At 38.7% G+C, this 20,865-nt stretch carries 14 protein-coding genes and 1 pseudogene; all 15 read left to right on the forward strand.

Features of this window, described 5'->3' with window-relative positions:
• Positions 1-393 (forward strand): annotated as a pseudogene (locus QZ488_RS13730) (Fe/S-dependent 2-methylisocitrate dehydratase AcnD); the annotation flags it as partial.
• Positions 394-404: 11 nt separating this feature from the next.
• Positions 405-1,583 (forward strand): 2-methylaconitate cis-trans isomerase PrpF, encoded by a 1,179-nt coding sequence (gene prpF, locus QZ488_RS13735; RefSeq protein WP_293749686.1) that lies wholly within the window; start codon positions 405-407, stop codon positions 1,581-1,583.
• 81 nt (positions 1,584-1,664) lie between these two features.
• Positions 1,665-2,360, forward strand: a complete 696-nt coding sequence (locus tag QZ488_RS13740) for an SIMPL domain-containing protein (protein ID WP_293749688.1) — start codon at positions 1,665-1,667, stop codon at positions 2,358-2,360.
• Positions 2,361-2,388: 28 nt separating this feature from the next.
• A complete protein-coding gene (locus QZ488_RS13745) occupies positions 2,389-2,868 on the forward strand; it encodes a GAF domain-containing protein (protein WP_293749690.1) in 480 nt (159 codons plus the stop codon).
• 12 nt (positions 2,869-2,880) lie between these two features.
• On the forward strand, positions 2,881-3,168 hold the full coding sequence (locus QZ488_RS13750; RefSeq protein WP_293749693.1) for a hypothetical protein: 288 nt from the start codon (positions 2,881-2,883) through the stop codon (positions 3,166-3,168).
• A 20-nt stretch (positions 3,169-3,188) separates the two neighbouring features.
• Positions 3,189-3,833, forward strand: coding sequence for an RNA chaperone ProQ (proQ, locus tag QZ488_RS13755; protein ID WP_293749695.1), 645 nt, complete (start codon positions 3,189-3,191; stop codon positions 3,831-3,833).
• A 4-nt stretch (positions 3,834-3,837) separates the two neighbouring features.
• On the forward strand, positions 3,838-5,877 hold the full coding sequence (prc, locus tag QZ488_RS13760; protein WP_293749697.1) for a carboxy terminal-processing peptidase: 2,040 nt from the start codon (positions 3,838-3,840) through the stop codon (positions 5,875-5,877).
• A gap of 65 nt (positions 5,878-5,942) precedes the next feature.
• Entirely contained in the window at positions 5,943-7,280 is a 1,338-nt protein-coding gene (locus tag QZ488_RS13765; protein ID WP_293749699.1) for a sodium-dependent transporter, read from the forward strand.
• 51 nt (positions 7,281-7,331) lie between these two features.
• Complete coding sequence (gene nhaC / locus QZ488_RS13770) at positions 7,332-8,813, forward strand: Na+/H+ antiporter NhaC (protein WP_293749701.1); 1,482 nt, start codon at positions 7,332-7,334, stop codon at positions 8,811-8,813.
• A 70-nt stretch (positions 8,814-8,883) separates the two neighbouring features.
• Complete coding sequence (gene pepN / locus QZ488_RS13775) at positions 8,884-11,493, forward strand: aminopeptidase N (RefSeq protein WP_293749703.1); 2,610 nt, start codon at positions 8,884-8,886, stop codon at positions 11,491-11,493.
• A gap of 36 nt (positions 11,494-11,529) precedes the next feature.
• Positions 11,530-11,751, forward strand: coding sequence for a DUF2835 family protein (locus QZ488_RS13780; protein WP_293749705.1), 222 nt, complete (start codon positions 11,530-11,532; stop codon positions 11,749-11,751).
• A gap of 293 nt (positions 11,752-12,044) precedes the next feature.
• The gene (locus QZ488_RS13785) at positions 12,045-16,883 is read left to right on the forward strand and encodes an NAD-glutamate dehydrogenase (protein ID WP_293749707.1); all 4,839 of its coding nucleotides are present in this window, start codon (positions 12,045-12,047) and stop codon (positions 16,881-16,883) included.
• Between the two features lie 87 nt (positions 16,884-16,970).
• Positions 16,971-17,981, forward strand: coding sequence for a quinone-dependent dihydroorotate dehydrogenase (pyrD, locus tag QZ488_RS13790; protein WP_293749739.1), 1,011 nt, complete (start codon positions 16,971-16,973; stop codon positions 17,979-17,981).
• Between the two features lie 128 nt (positions 17,982-18,109).
• On the forward strand, positions 18,110-18,622 hold the full coding sequence (locus tag QZ488_RS13795; protein ID WP_293749709.1) for a cell division protein ZapC domain-containing protein: 513 nt from the start codon (positions 18,110-18,112) through the stop codon (positions 18,620-18,622).
• A gap of 109 nt (positions 18,623-18,731) precedes the next feature.
• Positions 18,732-20,855 (forward strand): bifunctional 23S rRNA (guanine(2069)-N(7))-methyltransferase RlmK/23S rRNA (guanine(2445)-N(2))-methyltransferase RlmL, encoded by a 2,124-nt coding sequence (gene rlmKL / locus QZ488_RS13800; RefSeq protein WP_293749718.1) that lies wholly within the window; start codon positions 18,732-18,734, stop codon positions 20,853-20,855.
• The last annotated feature ends 10 nt before the right edge of the window (positions 20,856-20,865 follow it).

Genomic DNA, 20,865 nt, shown 5'->3' on the forward strand with positions numbered 1-20,865 from the left:
ATCATAGTAGCAGGTGCTGATTATGGGCAAGGCTCGTCGCGAGATTGGGCTGCAAAAGGTGTGCGCTTAGCTGGAGTGGAAGTCATTGCGGCAGAAGGTTTTGAACGTATTCACCGCACTAATTTAGTAGGCATGGGGGTATTACCTCTTGAATTCAAAGCCGGTACCACTCGCCATTCCTTAAACATAGACGGTACTGAAACTTACGATGTATTGGGCGATGTTGCTGCCGGTATAACAGTAACTTTAAATATTACCCGCAAAAATGGAGAGCAAGTTCAAGTTCCCATGACTTGTCGTTTAGATACCGCTGAAGAAGTACGAGTTTATGAGGCTGGCGGAGTGCTGCAACGTTTTGCTCAAGATTTTCTTGAATCAACTGTAGCCATATGAGGGAGTAATTGATGAGTCATAAACCACAAATTGGTATTCATGCGACTTATATGCGCGGCGGTACCAGCAAAGGTGTTTTTTTTAAGCTTAATGATTTACCGGAATCTGCACGGGTAGCAGGAGCCGCTAGAGACAACTTATTACTTAGAGTTATAGGCAGTCCTGATCCTTATGCTAAGCAAACAGATGGTATGGGAGGCGCTACTTCCAGTACTAGTAAGACAGTCATATTATCCAAAAGTACTCAACCTGAGCATGATGTGGATTATTTATTTGGTCAAGTTGCTATTGATAAACCATTTGTTGATTGGAGTGGAAATTGCGGCAATCTAACTGCAGCAGTTGGCTCATTCGCGATCAGTAATGGATTAGTTGATATTAGCCGTATCCCAGAAAATGGATTGGCAGTTGTACGAATTTGGCAGGCAAATATTAAAAAAACCATCATAGCCCATGTACCTATGACTGATGGATTAGTACAAGAGACCGGTGATTTTGAATTAGACGGTGTGACATTCCCAGCCGCTGAAGTCAAAGTAGAATTTGTGGCTCCTGTGGATGGTGATGAAGCCATGTTCCCCACAGGTAATCTTGTTGACAACTTACATGTGCCTAATATTGGTGATTTTAAAGTCACTATGATTAATGCAGGCATACCGACTATATTTCTAAATGCTGAAGCTCTCGGGTACTCAGGTACCGAACTGCAAGAAACAATCAACGGAAATGACCAAGCGCTAAACAAATTCGAAACTATACGCGCTTATGGGGCCTTGAAAATGGGCTTAATTACGAATATTGATGAAGCGGTTAATCGCCAACACACTCCGAAAATAGCATTTGTGGCTGCACCATTAAAATACATCACTTCTAGTGGAAAAACAGTCGAGATAGAAAATATTGATTTGTCAGTTAGAGCACTTTCAATGGGCAAATTACATCATGCAATGATGGGAACTGCCGCAGTTGCTATTGGCACTGCTGCTGCTATCCCCGGTACTTTAGTTAATTTGGCTACAGGTAAAAAAGACATTGAGTCGGTAACCTTTGGCCACCCTTCAGGGACTTTGAAGGTTGGAGCTCAAACTCAATGTGAAGACGGCGAATGGGCTGTTACCAAGGTATCAATGAGTCGTAGTGCAAGAATACTAATGAAAGGACTGGTTTATATACCCTCGGACTGTTTTTAATTATTAGTTCATACATTGTTCATTAGTGGCACGGCATAATTAATTCAATTTAATCTGATTCATCTTCCTATCGAGGCTTTTATGCGTATTTATTTTTTAGTTTTGTGCTTATGTTTGACTGGCTACTCTTTCGCTAACGATCATTCTAAAGGTCGACAACTCAGGAGTATTGAAGTTTCTGGTGTAGCAAGCGTAATGAGTGTACCCGACCGTTTTAGTTTTACTATGTCAGTAGAACAAAAGGGCAGGGTAGCTGCTGAACTAAATAAAGCTATTGTCGATAAAACAAATTCAATCGTTCAGGCTTTAGTTAAAATCGGGGTAGATAAAAAGGCAGTTCAATCATTACAAGTGCAGTTTAATCCTTGGGTTGAATACAATGGCAAAAACCGAGAGCAAAAAGGTTTTATTTTAAGTAGAAGAATTACTGTGACTGTAAGAACCTTAGCAGAGTATGAACAATCCATAGATGCAGTATTAAATATTGGTATAAATAATATTAACCAATTTGATTTTACTAACAGTCAAGCCGCTGAAAATTATCAGAAAGCCCTAAAACAAGCGCTACTGCATGCGAAAAGTCGAGCAACTAAAATGGTTGAGGTGTTGGGCTTGAAATTAGGCAAGGTAATATCCATATCTGAGCAGTCATCAGGCCAAGTCATGCCAATGGCGTTTAATACACGACAAATACAAGCATCCGAAAGTTACCAACCTGGAGAAATGTCCACACAGGCAACTGTAAAGGTTGTTTTTTCATTGAAAGAAGCTTCATAAATAACTTTTAACTAGGTTTAATAAATTAATGGCAGAAAATAAACCGAAACTCTATGCCCAATTATTACAACAAATAGAAGCCATAGTTGCTGGAGAAAAAGATTTAATAGCAAATATGGCGAATATCAGTGCCATTCTGTATTGGGCATTGGAGAACGTTAATTGGGCAGGTTTTTATATTGTTAAACAAGGGCAGTTAGTATTAGGTCCATTTCATGGTCAACCTGCTTGTATTCGCATCCCAATTGGTAAAGGTGTGTGCGGAACAGCAGTATCTGAAAATAACATTCAGTTGATTGAAGATGTTCACCAATTTTTAGGGCATATAGCCTGTGATGCGGCATCTAACTCAGAAATAGTTTTACCCGTACGCAAAGATAACCAAATAATTGCTGTATTAGACATAGACAGCCCAAACATTGCACGATTCGATCATGAAGATAAAGCTGGTTTAAGCCGAATTGTAGAAATATTACAAACGACGTTATCCAAAGATGCTGAATACTAGGAGTATTGGGTAGTGAAAAATATGATAGATATTCAAGTTGTGCTTGCAACTGTTGAGGATATGGATTTCTGGGATGACCGAGCAGATGATGCAACTGACAGGATGAATACCATACTTCATTTGCTTTACGATAAAGCTGATGAAGACATAAATACCACCTCATTAGAGAATATGATCCAATATATTTGGGAAAATTGGCGAGAAGATGCACATTTACTCGATATAGATGAAGATGATTTGTATGACTGGGTTGACCAACTTCTAGCAACTTGGGATGATGAGCACCAAGAACCCCGTTAACGAACTTACTAGAAGACTGAATGGACAATCCACAAAAATTTTCAAACAGCAAAGAAGTCATTGGCTTTTTAGTTGAACAATTTCCCGCTTGTTTTAGTAATAAAGGTGATGCTAAACCTTTAAAAATAGGTATTTTCAAAGATTTGGCTGAACGTTTAGATAATGAAAAGCGAGTAAGTAAAACATTACTGCGATCGTCATTAAGGCACTATACGAATAGCTGGCGATATTTACATTGCATTAAAAAAGGCGCGCAACGCATTGATTTAGATGGAAAAGATGTAGCTGCCATTGAAGATGAACACGTAGAACACGCAAAGAAGCAACTTGATGAAAGTAAGGCTAAAGTTGCAGAAAAGCGCAAAGAACAAAAAGCAGCAGGTGTTGAAGTAAAAGGTGCTTACAAGAAGAAAGAAGCGCCTAAGTTTAAGCCTACTTCAAAAGTGATTAAAAAAGAGGCAGCTAAGGTAAAACAGACTCCAGCTGAACGATTAGAGGAAAAACATATCGTAGCTGGGACAGCTGTTACCGTTAAAGTTGGCAAGAGTCCGATGCCTGCGACAATCACTGATGTCAGTAAAGATGGCATTCAAGTGCAACTTGATACAGGAATGGTGGTCAAAGTTCAGTTAGAAAACTTGAGATTGGCCCGTTCAAAGAGGTAATTAAATGATTAAATCAATTCGTATATCAGTGGCATCAGCTTTATTGGTGATGAGTTCAGGCTCTATAGCTATAGAAAACAGTTTGGGCGTGAAAGATTTGCCCAAATTGACTCAAGAGTCTCAGCATGTAGCGTCAGCTAAAAGAATATCCTCGCAGTTTTTACGCGCCCACTATAAGCCAATTGATTTAGATGACGAATTATCGGTCAAGATATTTGACCGTTTCATTCGATCGTTGGACTTTAATCGAAATGTATTCAGCGCAGAGGATATTCAAGGTTTTGCTAAATACAGAACCAAGTTTGATGATGCGATTGAGCGGGGTAACTTAAGTGTTGCCTATGAAATTTATCAATTAAATATGCAACGTCGTGCCGAGAGGTACGAGTATGCGCTGACTTTATTAGATAAAGAATTTAACTTTGAACTGGCTAATGACAAATTTATTTACGATCGAGAAGAGGCCGCTTGGGCTAAAGATAGTAATGAGTTAGATGAGTTATGGCGTCAGCGGGTTAAATATGATGCGCTTAACTTAAAATTAGCTGGTAAAGATTGGGCTAAAACTCAAGAACTATTAACTAAACGATACAATCGTGCGATAAAGCGTTTGACGCAAACATCTAGTGAAGATGTGTTTCAAATGGTGATGAACTCATTTGCTCGCAGTATTGAGGCTCATACCAGTTATTTGTCTCCGCGTAATGCAGAGCGTTTCCAAATGGAAATGAATCTTTCTTTTGAAGGTATCGGTGCTGTATTACTCAGTGAAGATGACTACACAGTTATTCGTAGTGTAGTACCAGGCGGACCTGCAGACTTATCCAAAAGCATTAAGCCTGAAGATAAGATTGTCGGCGTTGCGCAAGATGATGAAGAGTTTGTTGATGTTATTGGTTGGCGCTTGGATGAAGTCGTTGAACTGATTAAAGGGCCTAAAGGCAGTATCGTAAAACTACAAATGGTAAAAGGTTCGTCTGAATCGACAGTACCTGTTGTAGTTAAACTCACTCGAGACAAAATTAAACTAGAAGACAGAGCTGCTAAATCTGAAGTTTACATTCCTAAAGATGGTCCAAACAAAGACCAAAAGCTTGGCGTTATTGCAATCCCTTCTTTTTACAACAACTTACATAAAGATGTTAGAAAGGAAATTGCCAGTTTAAATGAACAAGGTGTACAAGGTGTTATTGTTGATTTACGTGGTAATGGGGGCGGCTCTTTAACCGAGGCAACATTACTTTCAGGGTTGTTTATCGATAAAGGACCAGTGGTACAAATTCGAGACGGCGCAGGACGTATTCGTTTAGAAAAAGATGTGGATGGTAAGGTGTTTTATGACGGTCCTTTAACTGTATTGGTTGATCGATATAGTGCATCTGCTTCTGAGATTTTTGCTGCGGCGATGCAGGATTATAATCGAGCCTTAATATTGGGCGAACAAACTTTCGGTAAAGGTACTGTACAACAGCACCGTCCGTTGGGCCGAATCTACGACTTGTATGAAAACCCATTGGGTAGTGTTCAGTTTACAATTGCTAAATTTTACCGAATAAACGGTGGCAGTACGCAACATAAAGGTGTTATCCCAGATATTTTATTTCCATCTGTAATCGACCATGCAGATTGGGGGGAAAGCCAAGAAGAAAATGCTTTGCCATGGGATAGTATTGCTAGAGCCAATTACACAACTTTTGGCGAAAATAAAAATACAGTTAAAGGTTTAACAGAGTTACACAACCAAAGGATTAAGAAAGAATTCAACTATATCTATGAAGATGTAGAGCGTTATAAAATAAAGAAAGAAGATAAAACTATCTCTTTGGTTGAAACCGAGCGTTTAAAAGAAAAATCAGAGAACGAACTACGTAATCTATCACGCACTAATGAACGTCTGGCACGTCTTGGTTTAGAAAAGGTTGAAAACTTGGATGATTTACCAGAAGAGCTTGAAACCGTTGATCCATTTCTAGAAGAGGCCGCCAATATTACTTATGACGTACTGACTATTGGTAAATACGCAATAAATAACGAAAAAAATTAGAAAAAGGGCTGCGTAGAGCAGCCTTTTACATATATAAATAATAATAAAAATAATAAGGGCATCACATGGCTGCACGTGGAGAATTTTCGTCTCGAATGGGTTTTGTACTTGCTGCTGCAGGGTCAGCAGTAGGATTAGGTAATATTTGGGGTTTTCCAACTCAGGTTGCCAGTAACGGTGGCGCCGCATTTGTGCTTGTTTATATCATCTTAGCCTTTCTTTTAGCTTATCCGGTGCTAATGGCAGAATTAATCATTGGTCGGGCAACGCGTTCAAATATGGTTGATGCATTAGGTAAAATATCTGGCAGCAATATCGGCAGAGCAACAGGAGTTTGGGGGTTTGTTACTGTTTCCTTAATCCTCTCGTTTTATGCTTTAGTTGCCGGTTGGATGTTGTCCCACTTTTTACAAACAATCAGCGATATGTTTGGCCAAGACGCAATTTCTACTTGGTTAGTTTCTTCCTCATACACTAGAGATATTCTGTTTAGTGGTATATTTCTTTGTTTAACAGCCAGTATCGTAACGGGTGGAGTAAGGCAGGGAATAGAACTTTGGTCAGTACGTTTAATGCCGGCTCTGTTTATTATTATTGCTTTGTTGATTCTCTACGTATCTACATTAGACGGCGCAGCGGATGGTTGGAGAGCCTACTTGCTGCCTAATTTTAGTCTTATAATGAATCCTGAATTACTTATCAGTGCTATGGGTCAAGCATTCTTTTCTATGTCCTTGGGAGTAGGGACCATGTTGGTTTATGGCTCATACGTTAGTAAAAAAGAAAATCTACCAACTCTTGGTGCCTCAGTTGCACTAGTGGATATAGGTGTGGCTATTTTAGCGGGTATGTTAATAATTCCAGCGATGTACGTTGCATTACATAATGGTGTGAAAATATTCTCGGATAGTGGTGCTTTGATTGAAGGCCCTAATCTGATTTTTGCAGTACTTCCGTCATTGTTTGAAACCATGGGCACGGTTGGGACCTATGTTGCATTCGTATTTTTTGCTCTGATGATAATCGCGGCGTTGACCTCTTCAATATCAATGCTTGAAGTGCCGGTGGCTTATGTAGTTGAAAGTAAAGGAATTGATAGGAAACGAGCTGTTTGGTCATTAGCTTTGGTGGTGTTTATTCTCAGTTCTACAATTGCATTTAATATGGAAAGTTTATTTGGATTGGTAATTGATTTAACCACTAAATATAGTCAGCCTTTGCTTGGATTAGTGTTATGTATCTTTGGCGGTTGGGTATGGAAACGCGATCAAATATTGGCTGAATTAAAACAGGGCAACGAACAAGCTGAACACAGTGTGTTTTGGAAAGTTTGGCCTTGGTATGTGCGTTTTGTATGCCCCATTGTTATCGCAATTATGTTTTATCGTTCTATCGCGGGTTAGCACCGCAATCTATATTTAACTCCAATTAGACCTTCAGGATTGTAACGTTTTATGTCAATTGAAAAACCGAAGAGAGAAGCATCATTATCCGATGCACTCATACCCATTGTAATATTGGTCATCTTGTTAGGTGGTTCAGTATATTTATTTGAAGATAATTCCTCTTTTGGACCGAATCAAATAGCCTTATTGGTGGCTATGGGTATTGCATCGCTTATAGGTCTTAAAAATGGCTATAGTTGGGACGATATTGAACAAGGTATCGTCAAAGGAATTTCCCGTTCTTTGGGTGCAATTCTTATTTTGCTCGCTGTGGGGTCTTTAATTGGTACGTGGATGTTGGCTGGTACAGTTCCAACCCTTATTTACTACGGTTTAGACTTACTAAATCCTTCGATGTTTTATGCTGCTAGTTGTCTTATTTGTGCGATTGTTGCGATGAGTATTGGTAGTTCATGGACAACTGCTGCAACCGTAGGTGTTGCTTTAATGGGCGTGTCTATTGGTATGGGCATGTCAGAGGCCATTACTGCAGGCGCCATTATTTCAGGCGCTTATTTTGGCGATAAAATATCACCTCTTTCAGAAACAACAAACCTTGCCCCGGCTATAGCGGGTACCAATTTGTTCGAACATATCCAATATATGTTATGGACAACGGTACCTAGTATTATAATCACCCTTATTTTGTTCGTGGTCATTGGCTTAGGCGCCGATTTACCTGATTCTGCTAGTGGTATCCAAGAAATGCAGACTTTGCTAGAACAAGAGTTTAATTTGGGCCTACATATGTTGATACCATTAATAGTGTTATTAACAATGGCAATAAAGAAAGTCCCAGCATTTCCGGCTGTAGCCATAGGCGCTTTATTAGGTGGTATATGGGCTGCTATTTTCCAACCTGAAGTGATAGCAAGCCTATCAGATGAAGGGGTAAGCGCGATTCGAGGTTCAATAATAGTGGTATGGACCGCACTGTTTGATGGTGTTTCGTTTTCTACACCGAGTGATACCTTAAATGATCTATTAAGTCGTGGTGGCATGTCGAGTATGTTGAATACTATTTGGCTAATTATGTGTGCTATGACGTTTGGGGCTGTATTGGAAAGAGTTGGGTTGCTTAAAAGAGTGGTAAGTGCATTTTTGAAAGGAGCAACAACGGCCGGGGATATGATCACTCGCACAATCTTAACTTGTATCGGCACAAATATTATCACTGCTGACCAATATATGGCGATTGTGATGCCTGGTAGAATGTATAAAAGTGAATTTGAAAAACGCGGATTACATCAACTCAATCTATCACGTAGCTTAGAAGATGGTGGAACCTTAACCTCGCCGCTTATCCCTTGGAATACTTGTGGTGTGTATATGCATGGCGTTTTAGCCGTGAACCCACTAGATTATATTTTCTATACGTTTTTTAATTTGATTAATCCTGTATTAGCTATTATTTATGCTTATCTAGGTATTAAAATCTTACGTATTCCGGTGCCTGAAATAGTACAGGAATCACTAGAAACAAAAGCATAACATGCTGACTTGTTGGCTTGCCAACAAGTCTTTTATTCCCCGTTAAATCTTATTCATTTTTGAGGATATGATGTCTACTACCATCCCCGCAGTAAAAAGACGAGCCAATTACCAACAACCTGATTTTTTAATTAATCACGTTGAACTAGAATTTACCTTGGTTGAATCCAACACAAAAGTAATATGTATTTCGCAGGTAACTAGAAACGGGATTCATTCCAAGCCTCTAATTTTAGATGGTGAAGGTATTAATTTATCGTCTGTGCACATTGATGGTGAGATATTCTCAAATTACCAGCAAACCGACTCAACACTTTCGATCGATACAGATAAAGATAAATTTGTACTACGTATCGAAAATACAATTAATCCTAAAGCTAACTCTAGTTTAGAGGGATTGTATCTTTCCGCAGGAGCATATTGCACCCAATGTGAAGCTGAAGGATTTAGGAAAATCACCTATTTCTTAGACAGACCAGATGTATTGGCCAAATACGATGTCACTGTGATTGCTAACAAAAATGACTTTCCATTTTTGCTGTCGAATGGCAACAAAGTTGATTCTGGTGAGTTAGCGAATGGTAATCATTGGGTTAAATGGTCTGATCCCTTTAAGAAACCCTGTTATTTATTTGCCTTAGTCGCTGGAGATTTTGACCTCTTAGAAGATGAGTTTGTCACTCAATCAGGCAGAACCATTGCGTTAGAGTTATTTGTAGATAAAGGTATGCTTGGAAGAGGGCAACATGCCCTGGATTCACTTAAAAAAGCCATGAGCTGGGACGAAACAGAGTTCGGTCTTGAGTATGACCTTGATATATACATGATAGTTGCGGTGGACTTTTTTAATATGGGCGCTATGGAAAACAAAGGCCTTAATGTATTTAATAGTAAATTTGTTCTAGCTGATGCACAAACCGCAACAGATGAAGATTATTTCAATATCGAGGCTGTTATAGCCCATGAGTATTTTCACAATTGGACAGGCAATAGAGTAACCTGTCGTGATTGGTTTCAATTAAGTTTGAAGGAAGGCTTAACTGTTTTTCGTGATCAGCAATTTAGTGCCGACATGTCTTCGCCTATTGTTAATCGTATTCAAAACGTCAAAATCATGCGAGAGCGTCAGTTTGCTGAAGACGCCAGCCCAATGTCACACCCAATTAGACCTGATGAAGTAATTGAAATGAATAATTTCTATACCGTCACAGTCTATGACAAAGGCTCTGAAGTCATTAGAATGTTGTTTACCTTATTAGGAAAAGCTGGCTTTCTTGCTGGCACAAAACTCTATTTCAAGCGATTTGATGGACAGGCTGTTACCTGTGATGACTTTATTCAGGCTATGCAAGACGCCAACAATAAAGATTTAACTCAGTTTAAACGTTGGTACAGTCAATCAGGAACACCGCTAATAGTGGTTACAGACATTTATGACCCAAGTTCAAAATCTTATAAAATTACATTTGAACAGAAACATTCAGCTACATCCGATCAGCATGAAAAACAAAACTTAGTTATACCTATTCAATTTAGTTTGCTAAACGAACAACTTGAATCATTAGAGCTGGACAGTAGTCATAATAAACAAACAACTTTTGAGTTAACGGAAAGCCAACAGAGTATTGAATTTAAAAATATTAATACTAAGCCGGTTCCATCATTACTGCATGGCTTTAGTGCCCCTGTAAAAATACAATATGCATACGATCAACAGCAATTAAGTCAGGTTATGTTGAGTTCACCAGATGAATTCGCTCGTTGGGATGCAGGGCAAAAATTGTTTAGCGATTGTATCCACAATTTGGCAGGTAAGACCGAACAACAACAAACAGATTCAATTAAGCAAACTGTTGCTATGTTTGAACCTATCGTTGAAGCAACAGATATGTCTTTGGCTTTAAAGGCTGAAATGCTGACATTACCTAGTTTTGACACTTTGTTTCAACAGCTTGATACTGTTGATATTGACCAGTTAAATCAGTCACGAAAGTTGTTATTCAAAGGGTTAGCACAAACCTTTCAATCTAATTGGCATCGTCATTATTCAGCATTTGAAAAACCGGCATATGCTTATCAATCACAGCAAGTCGAACAAAGAAAAATGCGTAATCTGGCGCTCAAATATTTAGCTCACGCAGGGCATAAAGATGCTGAACAACTACTAACAGAACAGTTTAGTAACGCAGATAATATGACTGATTCCTTAGGCGTGCTTGGCGCCGCCCAATTAGGTGATTTGGATTTATTTGAAAAGTTGATGTTAGCCTTTGAACAAAAGTGGCAAGCAGATCCGTTAGTTTTGGATAAGTGGTTTGCGCTGCACGCTAACACAGACCGAGCTGATATTTTAGCGCGTATTAGCATGTTAATGGGACATAACCAGTTTACGATTAACAATCCAAATAGAGTCAGAGCCTTAGTCGGTACCTTTAGCTTTTTTAATGTGAGCGGTTTCCACAATATAGACGGCACGGGTTATAAGTTCGTCGCAGACTACCTAATAAAGCTAAATGAGGTAAATCCTCAAGTAGCCGCTCGATTAATCACGCCCTTAATACAATGGCAGAAAGTTGATAAAACCAGACAACAACTTATGCAACACCAACTGATGCGAATAGGAAACACAGAAGGTTTGAGCAATGACCTATTCGAAAAAATATCTAAGAGTTTACCTTAGGATTTAATCGTCCTATATAAAGTTAAGAATAGAAAAATGCAGACCTTTTATTTTACCCTGTCGCTCAAGTATGATCTATGTGAGCGACTTTATTTACCGGGCATCAATACGGTTGTAATAACCGCCGACAATGGTAAAAGGATCCAATTACCTGTTAAAAACTTACGGCCTCACGTCAGTCCAATTGGAATTAAAGGAAGATTTAGGTTAACGATTGACAATGAAAACAAAATTAAGAGTTTTGAAAAGATGGCCTAGAAGGGCTAGATTGCTTGTAAAAATAATTTGCATAATTATTTAATAGACCCCCGCTAAACTCCTCATCTCAGTCTATTTTATGCTTTGAATTTGCATACCTATGAAGTTTGTTAAAATTAAGTAAATATAAGGCTTTTATTGCGCGATAATTTTAGCGAGAATAAGCTATTAAGTACAAAAAACTGTATATAACTCAGTATTTTGTCTAATCTAGTGTGGTTAATGTTAAAACCATCACGCTCGATAAAAAATATTTCCTACTACTAACAAGTTCTAAAAGAATGGGTAAGCACATGACGGTTGCAGATAACCAACATTCAGTTCTACTTGAAAATGTCTATAAATTAATTAATAAGAAAGTCGCGCCAGATCAAGTTGAAAAAGTAACCAACTTTTCTAAGATACTCTTCAAAAATGTTGCACGTGATGATTTAGATGATCGAAGTGAAGATAATCTTTACGGGGCAACCTTAAGTTTGTGGAATGAGTTCGTTGATTATCAAAGCGATGCGCCCTTGATTCGAGCGTTTAATCCAGCGATAAGCAAACATGGCTGGCAATCAACACATACTATTGTAGAAATTATCGTTACTGATATGCCATTCTTAGTGGACTCGGTGCGAATGGCATTAAACAAAATGGGCATAACAGCACATTTATTGCTGCATTGTCCTATTGGCCTTAAGCGGGATAAAGAACACAACCTTGTTTCTTTTGAAGATTCAAACAGTAAAAAGAAAGACGTTATTAAGCAAACTGTGTTCTTGATTGAAGTCGATAGACAAACTTCAAAACAGGCATTGGACCAGCTTACCGAAGAGCTAATGTCAGTAGTCAATGATGTATCAATGGCTGTGCAAGATTGGCAACCCATGCGAGCCAGATTAAAAGACATTATTGAAGAATTTAAAACCAATAAATGTCCCATTTCAGCAGTGCAAAAAATCCAGACAGAAAACTTTTTAGCGTGGTTAAACGATCATAACTTTACGTTAATGGGATATCGTTCATATAGCGCTAAAGGCATAAAAGGTGATTATCGTTGGGTAGCTGACAACGATTCTAGCTTAGGTTTAATGAAAAGCTCAAAGACTGATCGAGACAGAGTATTATCCAATATTCCGGCTTCAGCTAGAGAAGAAGCCTTAAGTAATAATCCTTTAATGCTAACAAAAACTAATTCTCGTTCAAGGGTTCATCGTCCGGCCTATTTGGACTATGTTGGCATTAAGCGATTTGATGATGCAGGTAAGGTCATTGGTGAAGATCGATTTATCGGGCTTTATTCAGCGTCATTTTACAATAGCAGTGCGACACAATTACCCGTCTTGCAGGACAAAATCAACGCTATATCCAAATTGTCAGGTTTCGATCCTGGCTCTCATGGACATAAGGCTTTTCTAAATATTATTGAAACCTATCCCCGAGATGAATTGCTGCAAGGTAGCGTAAAGGAACTCGCTAAAATTATATTGGGTATTTTTCAAATGCAAGAGCGTGGTATATCTCGACTGTTTGCTCGTAAAGATGTATTTGGTCGTTTCATTTCATGCATGGTGTTTGTTCCGAGAGAGAAATATAACACTCAGCTACGAAAAGATACCCAGGTACTTCTGCAACAGTCGTTTGCTAGCGAACAAGAAGTTGAATTTACCACATATTTTTCAGAATCGGTGTATGCGAGAACGCATTACATTGCTAGAGTGAAAAACAATAATGCGGAATATAATGTGAAGGATATCGAGAAAAACATCATAGAGTTAAATAAGAGTTGGGACGACAGGTTAGCCAATACAATCCGTTCTAATCATGGTGAAGCTAAAGGTAAAAAGCTCGAACAAAAATATGTAAATGCTTTTCCTAGTAGTTATAAGGAATATAATTTACCCAGTGCCGCATTAGTCGATATGGAGAAACTTGAGTTACTCAACACCGAACATACTCTGGATATGTTGTTCTACAGACCTCAAGAAGAAGGTCCCGACAGTAAAGCGGTTAGGTTGAAACTCTTTCATAAAAATGAACCCATACATTTGTCTGCAGTATTGCCGATGCTTGAGAACTTTGGTTTACGGGTAATTGATGAAAGTCCATTTAAGATAAGTCCCAACGCAGAACAGGTTAATTGGATCATGGATTTTTCCATGTTACATAACACCAGTAATGACATGGACATGGGACAAGCCCAAACGTTATTCCAAAACGCATTCTCAGAAGTCTGGTATAACGCGTTAGAAGATGACCCGTTTAATCGTTTAGTTTTAGGTGCTGGTTTAACAGGCCGAAATGTAACAATTTTGCGTTCTTATGCGAAATACATGCGTCAAATTGGTAGTTCTTTTAGCCGAGATTATATTGCTAATACCCTGGCCAACTATCCTAAAATCGCCACCTTATTGATTGAATTGTTTCATCAAAAATTCGATCCTAAAGCCAAACGTAGTAGCAAAGTAGAAGAAGCTACTCTCAATACAATCAAAGAGCAATTAGAGAACGTATCTAATCTGGACGACGATAGAATTATTCGCCGATATCTTGATTTGATTTTGGCAACGTTACGCACCAACTTTTATCAGAAAGATGAGCTGGGTAATCAAAAGTCATATGTATCATACAAAATGCTGCCAGAACTTATCCCAGAAATGCCATTGCCTAGGCCTAAGTTTGAAATCTTTGTATATTCTCCTCGTATCGAAGGTGTTCATCTTAGAGGTGGCAAAGTAGCGCGGGGTGGTTTGCGTTGGTCAGACAGACAAGAGGATTTCAGAACAGAAATACTGGGCTTAGTTAAAGCACAACAAGTGAAAAACACGGTAATTGTCCCAGTAGGCGCTAAAGGTGGGTTTGTTTGTAAAAACTTACCTATGGACCAAGGCCGAGAAGCTTTCCAAAAAGAAGGTCAAGAGTGTTATAAAATATTTATCCGTAGTTTATTGGATATCACCGACAACATAGTTGAAGGCAAAGTAGTACATCCAAAAGATGTAGTCCGGTTAGATGAAGACGACGCGTATCTGGTAGTAGCTGCGGATAAGGGCACAGCTACCTTCTCTGACATAGCCAATGGTATTTCAGACGAATTTAATTTTTGGTTAGGTGATGCGTTTGCCTCTGGCGGCAGTATTGGTTACGACCATAAAAAGATGGGGATTACTGCAAAAGGAGCATGGGAGTCAGTTAAACGTCATTTCAGAGAAATGGGTAAAGATTGTCAGACCACTGACTTTACTTGTGTTGCGGTAGGTGACATGGCTGGTGATGTATTCGGCAATGGTATGTTGTTATCAACCCACACCAAATTAATTTGTGCATTTAACCATTTACATATCTTTTTTGACCCTAACCCTAATATCGAAACTACTTATAAAGAAAGGCAACGGTTATTTGAAAACCCTTCTCTGAGTTGGGACGATTATGATAGAAAACTTATTTCAAAAGGCGGTGATATTTTTAGTCGCTCGGCCAAGTCAATTAAACTGACAGCCGAAATGAAGAAATGGTTAGGCACTAAACAACAAACGATGACACCTAATGAACTTATTCATAACGTATTAAAAATGCCGGTCGACCTACTTTGGAATGGTGGAATTGGTACTTATGTTAAAAGTACAAAAGAAAGTCATGCCCAAGTCGGTGATCGAGCCAATGACGATGTTCGAGTTAATGGTAATCAATTACAAGCTAAAATAATTGGTGAAGGTGGAAACCTTGGAGCCACCCAGCTTGGTCGAATAGAATTTGCTGCCAATGGCGGTAAAGTTAACACCGACTTTATTGATAATGTAGGTGGAGTGGATTGTTCAGATAATGAAGTCAATATTAAAATCCTACTTAATTCTTTAGTTAATGCAGGTGATTTAACGGTCAAACAACGTAACAAAATCTTGTATGACATGACCGATGAAGTGGGCGATTTAGTTATTCAAGATTGTTATCGTCAAACAGAGTCTATTTCCATATCTGAGTTAGGTGGTGTTGGGCAACTTAGAGAGCAAATGCGCTTTATTCATGGATTAGAGCGAGAAGGGTACTTAAACAGGGAATTAGAATTTATTCCAGCTGATGATGAAATATCTGACAGGTTGGCGAAATCTTCTGGCTTAACGAGACCTGAGTTATCAGTACTGATTGCCTATGGAAAAATGGTTATGAAAGAGCAATTTAATGTTGCTTCGATTACCGATAACCCATACCACGGCAAGTTATTGATTGAAGCTTTTCCGAAAAAACTACAAGATAATTTCTCGGAGCAAATGCAACAGCATCCTCTAAGAAGTGAAATCATCGCCACTAAGTTAACGAATAACATCATTAATGATATGGGCATGAACTACGTTTTTAGGATACAAGAAGAAACAGGCGCTGGAATTGATGAAATAGCCACTGCTTATTCTGTAGTAAAAGGCATTTTTGGCATGCAAAGTTTGTGGGATGAAGTTGAGGATTTAGATAATAAAATATCTTCAGACGTTCAATTACGCATGCTCGACAGTATGCGAAGATCCTTACGTCGTGCATCTCGCTGGTATTTACGTCATGGCAATAAAACACTTGGTATTCAGGACTCTATTGATAGTTATCGAGGTACGTTTGAAGATCTGTTTACCAATATTCAAAATTATTTGGTAGAAAGTGAATACAAACAACTTGAAGAAGCTAGTCTTGAGTTAACGAAAGCAGGGGTGCCAGATTCGATTGCGTACCGAGTTGCTTCACTCAGCAATATGTTTCCATGTATGGATTTAGCCCAAGTTGCTGAAACTGAGAAGCGCGATATAAAATTGGTCTCTAACTTGTACTTTAAGTTAGGCTCTAAGCTTGAACTACATTGGTTCTTGGCGCAAATTGATAGCCAAACTGTGAGTAATCATTGGCAAGCATTGGCACGTGCCTCATATCGTGAAGAGCTTGATTGGCAACAGCGTTCTATAATTTCTGTATTACTGGCCTCCGATCCAAAGAATAAAGATGCAGAATCGATTCTAAATAATTGGATGGAGAATAACCAAGTCTTACTCGATCGCTGGTATCATATGATGTCTGAATTTAAAACCAGCAGTACACATGAGTTTGCTAAATTTTCAGTTGCTCTTAGGGAGTTAATGCTACTAAGCATCAACGCCAATAACTGATTATTGAGCCTTTATTTGGCACTTAATGTTTAACAACGCCCTGGTTTTCGCTAATACGTGCCAGGGCTTTTTTATGTTTAAAGAGAAATTATGTACCCCCTTATCCAAAAATTATTGTTCACCCAAGATGCTGAGTGGAGTCATGACTTCACTATTAATTGGCTTCAACGTACCCAAAATAGCTTATTAAATTGTGTATACAAACAAAACATTGCCGACAAACCAGTACAAGCTTTTGGTCTTACCTTTAAAAATCCAGTTGGTCTTGCCGCTGGTTTAGATAAAAATGGCGAATGTATTGATGCATTTGCAGCAATGGGGTTTGGCTTTATTGAGATTGGTACCGTCACACCTAAAGCACAAGCGGGTAATGACAAACCAAGAATGTTTAGATTGCCAAAAGGGCAGGCCATTATTAACCGAATGGGTTTTAATAATAAGGGCGTAGATAACCTAATTGAAAATGTTAAACGAGCAAAATATACAGGTATTTTGGGTATCAACATTGGTAAAAATAAAGATACTCCAGAAGAGCAGGCGCTAGAAGACTACTTAATTTGTCTAAGAAAAGTGTATAACCATGCAAGTTATATTACCGTTAATATTTCATCTCCGAACACACCAGGCCTTAGAAATTTACAACACGGACAAGCATTAGATGAACTATTAGTAGGTCTTAAAACCGAGCAAAAGTTATTAGAAAAACAGTATGCCAAATATGTACCGATCCTCGTCAAGATCGCACCTGATCTCACAGACCAAGAAATTGTCGACATGTCTAATTCCTTGATCAATGCAAAGATCGATGGCGTGATTGCAACCAACACCACTTTGGACAGAACTGAGGTTTTGGGGCAACAATATGCCGAAGAAATGGGCGGGCTTAGCGGAGCGGTGTTAACCGCTAAGAGCCAGGTTATCACTGAGAAACTAGCTAAAGAGATCGCAGGTAGAATGCCGGTTATAGGAGTAGGAGGTATTCACTCCGCGGGATCTGCAAAGGCAAGGATCGAGGCAGGATCAACGCTGATCCAATTGTATTCATCTTTGATCTATCAAGGGCCAAAAGTGATCAAAGAGATCGTTGATTCTATATAATGATCCGCTTTAGATCTGGTTCTTTTATACTAAATAAATAGGAAATAAATCACCCAAAGGCTAAAAACATATGTTAGTTTTTTAGTCTTTGTTATCCATAGAGTTCGTGTGTTTTTATGCTTCAACCCATGTCAGATTGGTATTGGTTTTCTGAAAATAATCGTCTTATGTTGTCGATGGGAAAAGAGTGGCAATGCACAACAGCATTTGGTCAGCAGCAAATTATTGATTTACCAAAGTCTAAGCAATTGTTCAATCTTACAGATACCGAATGTTATTTAACTTTTGCCAATCATTTGATTGATAGTGGGGGACAATTTTCAGATGCTCAGCTTACCCACATTTTAATTAACGCAACTGCCGCAACAATGTTTCATAAACCTGTCTCACCGAAAAGTTGGTTTTTTGATGAGATAGAGTCTTTTGGTTTTCATCATAGGTTGGCGAGAGTTTCAAATAAGATTAATTCAGGTGTGGTTTTAGTGTTAACAGACGAGCACTCTTTGGCTACTTGTATGCTTATTTCTTCGAAGTTGCAGTTAAATGAAAATAAAACTTTAAATCAGTTTGATTTAATTAAACTGGCAAAAACACGCCTTGCCCCTTTGCTAGCCGACACTAGCTCTCAACTTACTGCTTAAAATAATTATATTCCCTTGTAGCTTTTAAATACCGATTAAACATGCGCTTAGCTGACATTTACCGTATAATCGCGCCCGTTTTAATCTATGAGTTATCTTGAGCCGCTGTATGAACCAAATCACGAGCCAAACCACGTTCGAATTTTTAATCACTACGTCTAAGGGCTTAGATGGAATGCTATTAGAAGAAATAGCAGAGATATGCCCAGACGTGGCACTAAAATCTAAACCCGGACAAGTATTGTTTAGCGGTGAACTCGCAGACGCATATAAAGTCTGTATCTGGTCTCGTTTAGCAAACCGAGTGTTAGTGAAGCTTGCCGAAGGTGAAGTAAATACAGCAGATGATGTATACAAAGTCACTGACCAAGCAAACTGGCCAACTCATTTTGGCGTGAATGATACTTTTATGGTGGACTTTACCGGTACCAACCAAAGTATCAATAATACTCAGTTTGGCGGATTAAGAGTAAAAGATGCCATAGTTGACCAATTTACGACTTTTTTCGATGAACGTCCTTCGGTCAGTAAAATATCTCCTAACATCAGAATTCAAGCCCGTATGTGGCGTAGTATTTTGGGTGTTTATATTGATTTAACGGGCCAAAGCTTACATCAACGACATTACAGAACTAAAACCGGCATTGCCCCAGTTAAAGAACATTTAGCCAGTGCCATGTTAATTAGAAGTGGTTGGCCGAAGAATATACAAGCACCTTTGATTGATCCCATGTGTGGTGCTGGCACTATTGCAATTGAAGCAGCAATGATGGCTACAAATATGGCACCAGGCTTAAAACGAGAAACGTGGGGATTTGATGCTTGGAAACAACATGATCACGCTAGCTGGTCTAGATTAATAGCAGAAGCAGAACAAGCCAAACATCCTCATAACGGCGTTATTTGGGCAAATGATATAGAGGCTTCGATAGTCTCAGTCGCCAAAGAGAATGCTCAAGCGGCAGGTGTTTTCGATTTAATTAAATTCACCCATCAAGACGCTTGTCGTTTACCATCTTCAGATTTGCCCAGTGGTTATATGGTAAGTAATCCTCCTTATGGTGAACGATTAAGTGAAACAACCCAGCTTATTCCTACGTTCCAGAAGTGGGGCAGTTGGCTAAAACAAGAATTTAAGACTTGGCATCTATCATTACTTACATCTGACCGTAACTTGTTACGTCAAATGAAATTGACTGCCAAAAAAGATTACAAATTAATGAACGGCAAATTGGAATGTTTGTTAGTTAACTATGAATTGGACGAAAAGAATTGCCAAGTTCGAGAAAATAAAACGGTTAACAACGACTTTGCGAATCGTTTAGGTAAAAATTTGGTAAAAACCAATAAGTGGTTAAAAACTCAAAATACCAATTGTTACAGAATCTATGATGCTGATTTGCCTGATTACAATGTGGCGGTAGACAGATATGCAGACTATTTAATTGTACAAGAATATTCAGCACCTAAAGATGTGCCTGAACATAAGGCCAAAAGACGTGTTCAGGAAGTGATGATGTCTTTGCCACAGGTCACAGGAATTGATCCGAATAAGATTATTCTAAAAGTCAGAGAACAGCAAAAAGGTAAAAACCAATACCAAAAAGTCTCTGAGCGTAAAGAAACCATTGAGGTATTTGAAAACGGCGCAAAGTTTCAAGTCAATTTATATGATTACTTAGATACTGGTTTGTTCTTAGACCATCGAGTTACTCGTCAATTATTCCAAAAGAAATCTAAAGGTAAGGACGTGCTGAATTTATTTGCCTACACCGGCAGTGTTTCTGTGCATGCGGCTTTAGGTGGTGCGAAATCTGTAACCACAGTGGATATGTCGAATACCTATATTGATTGGGCAAAAGAAAATTTCAAAATCAATAAATTATCTGGCGCTTATGAGTTTATTCAAGCTGACTGTTTAACTTGGTTAAACCGACATAATGGTAAATACGATTTAATGTTTATCGATCCACCGTCTTTTTCCAATTCAAAACGAATGGAAGGCACGTGGGATGTACAAAGAGACCATATAGCGTTGATCACAGATTCGTTAACTTGTCTCAATCCTGGTGGTGAAATTGTGTTTTCGAACAACTTGCGTCAGTTTAAACTCGACGAGACGGCTTTGGTCGCGTTGGGGCTGAGTATTGAAAATATTTCAAAACAAACATTACCCGAAGATTTTCAGCGCAACCCGAAAATCCATAATTGTTGGTCTTTGGTTAAACAGTAATATGGGTAGG

This window comes from uncultured Paraglaciecola sp., assembly GCF_913020055.1.
In the GTDB taxonomy this organism is placed as follows: Bacteria; Pseudomonadota; Gammaproteobacteria; order Enterobacterales; family Alteromonadaceae; genus Paraglaciecola.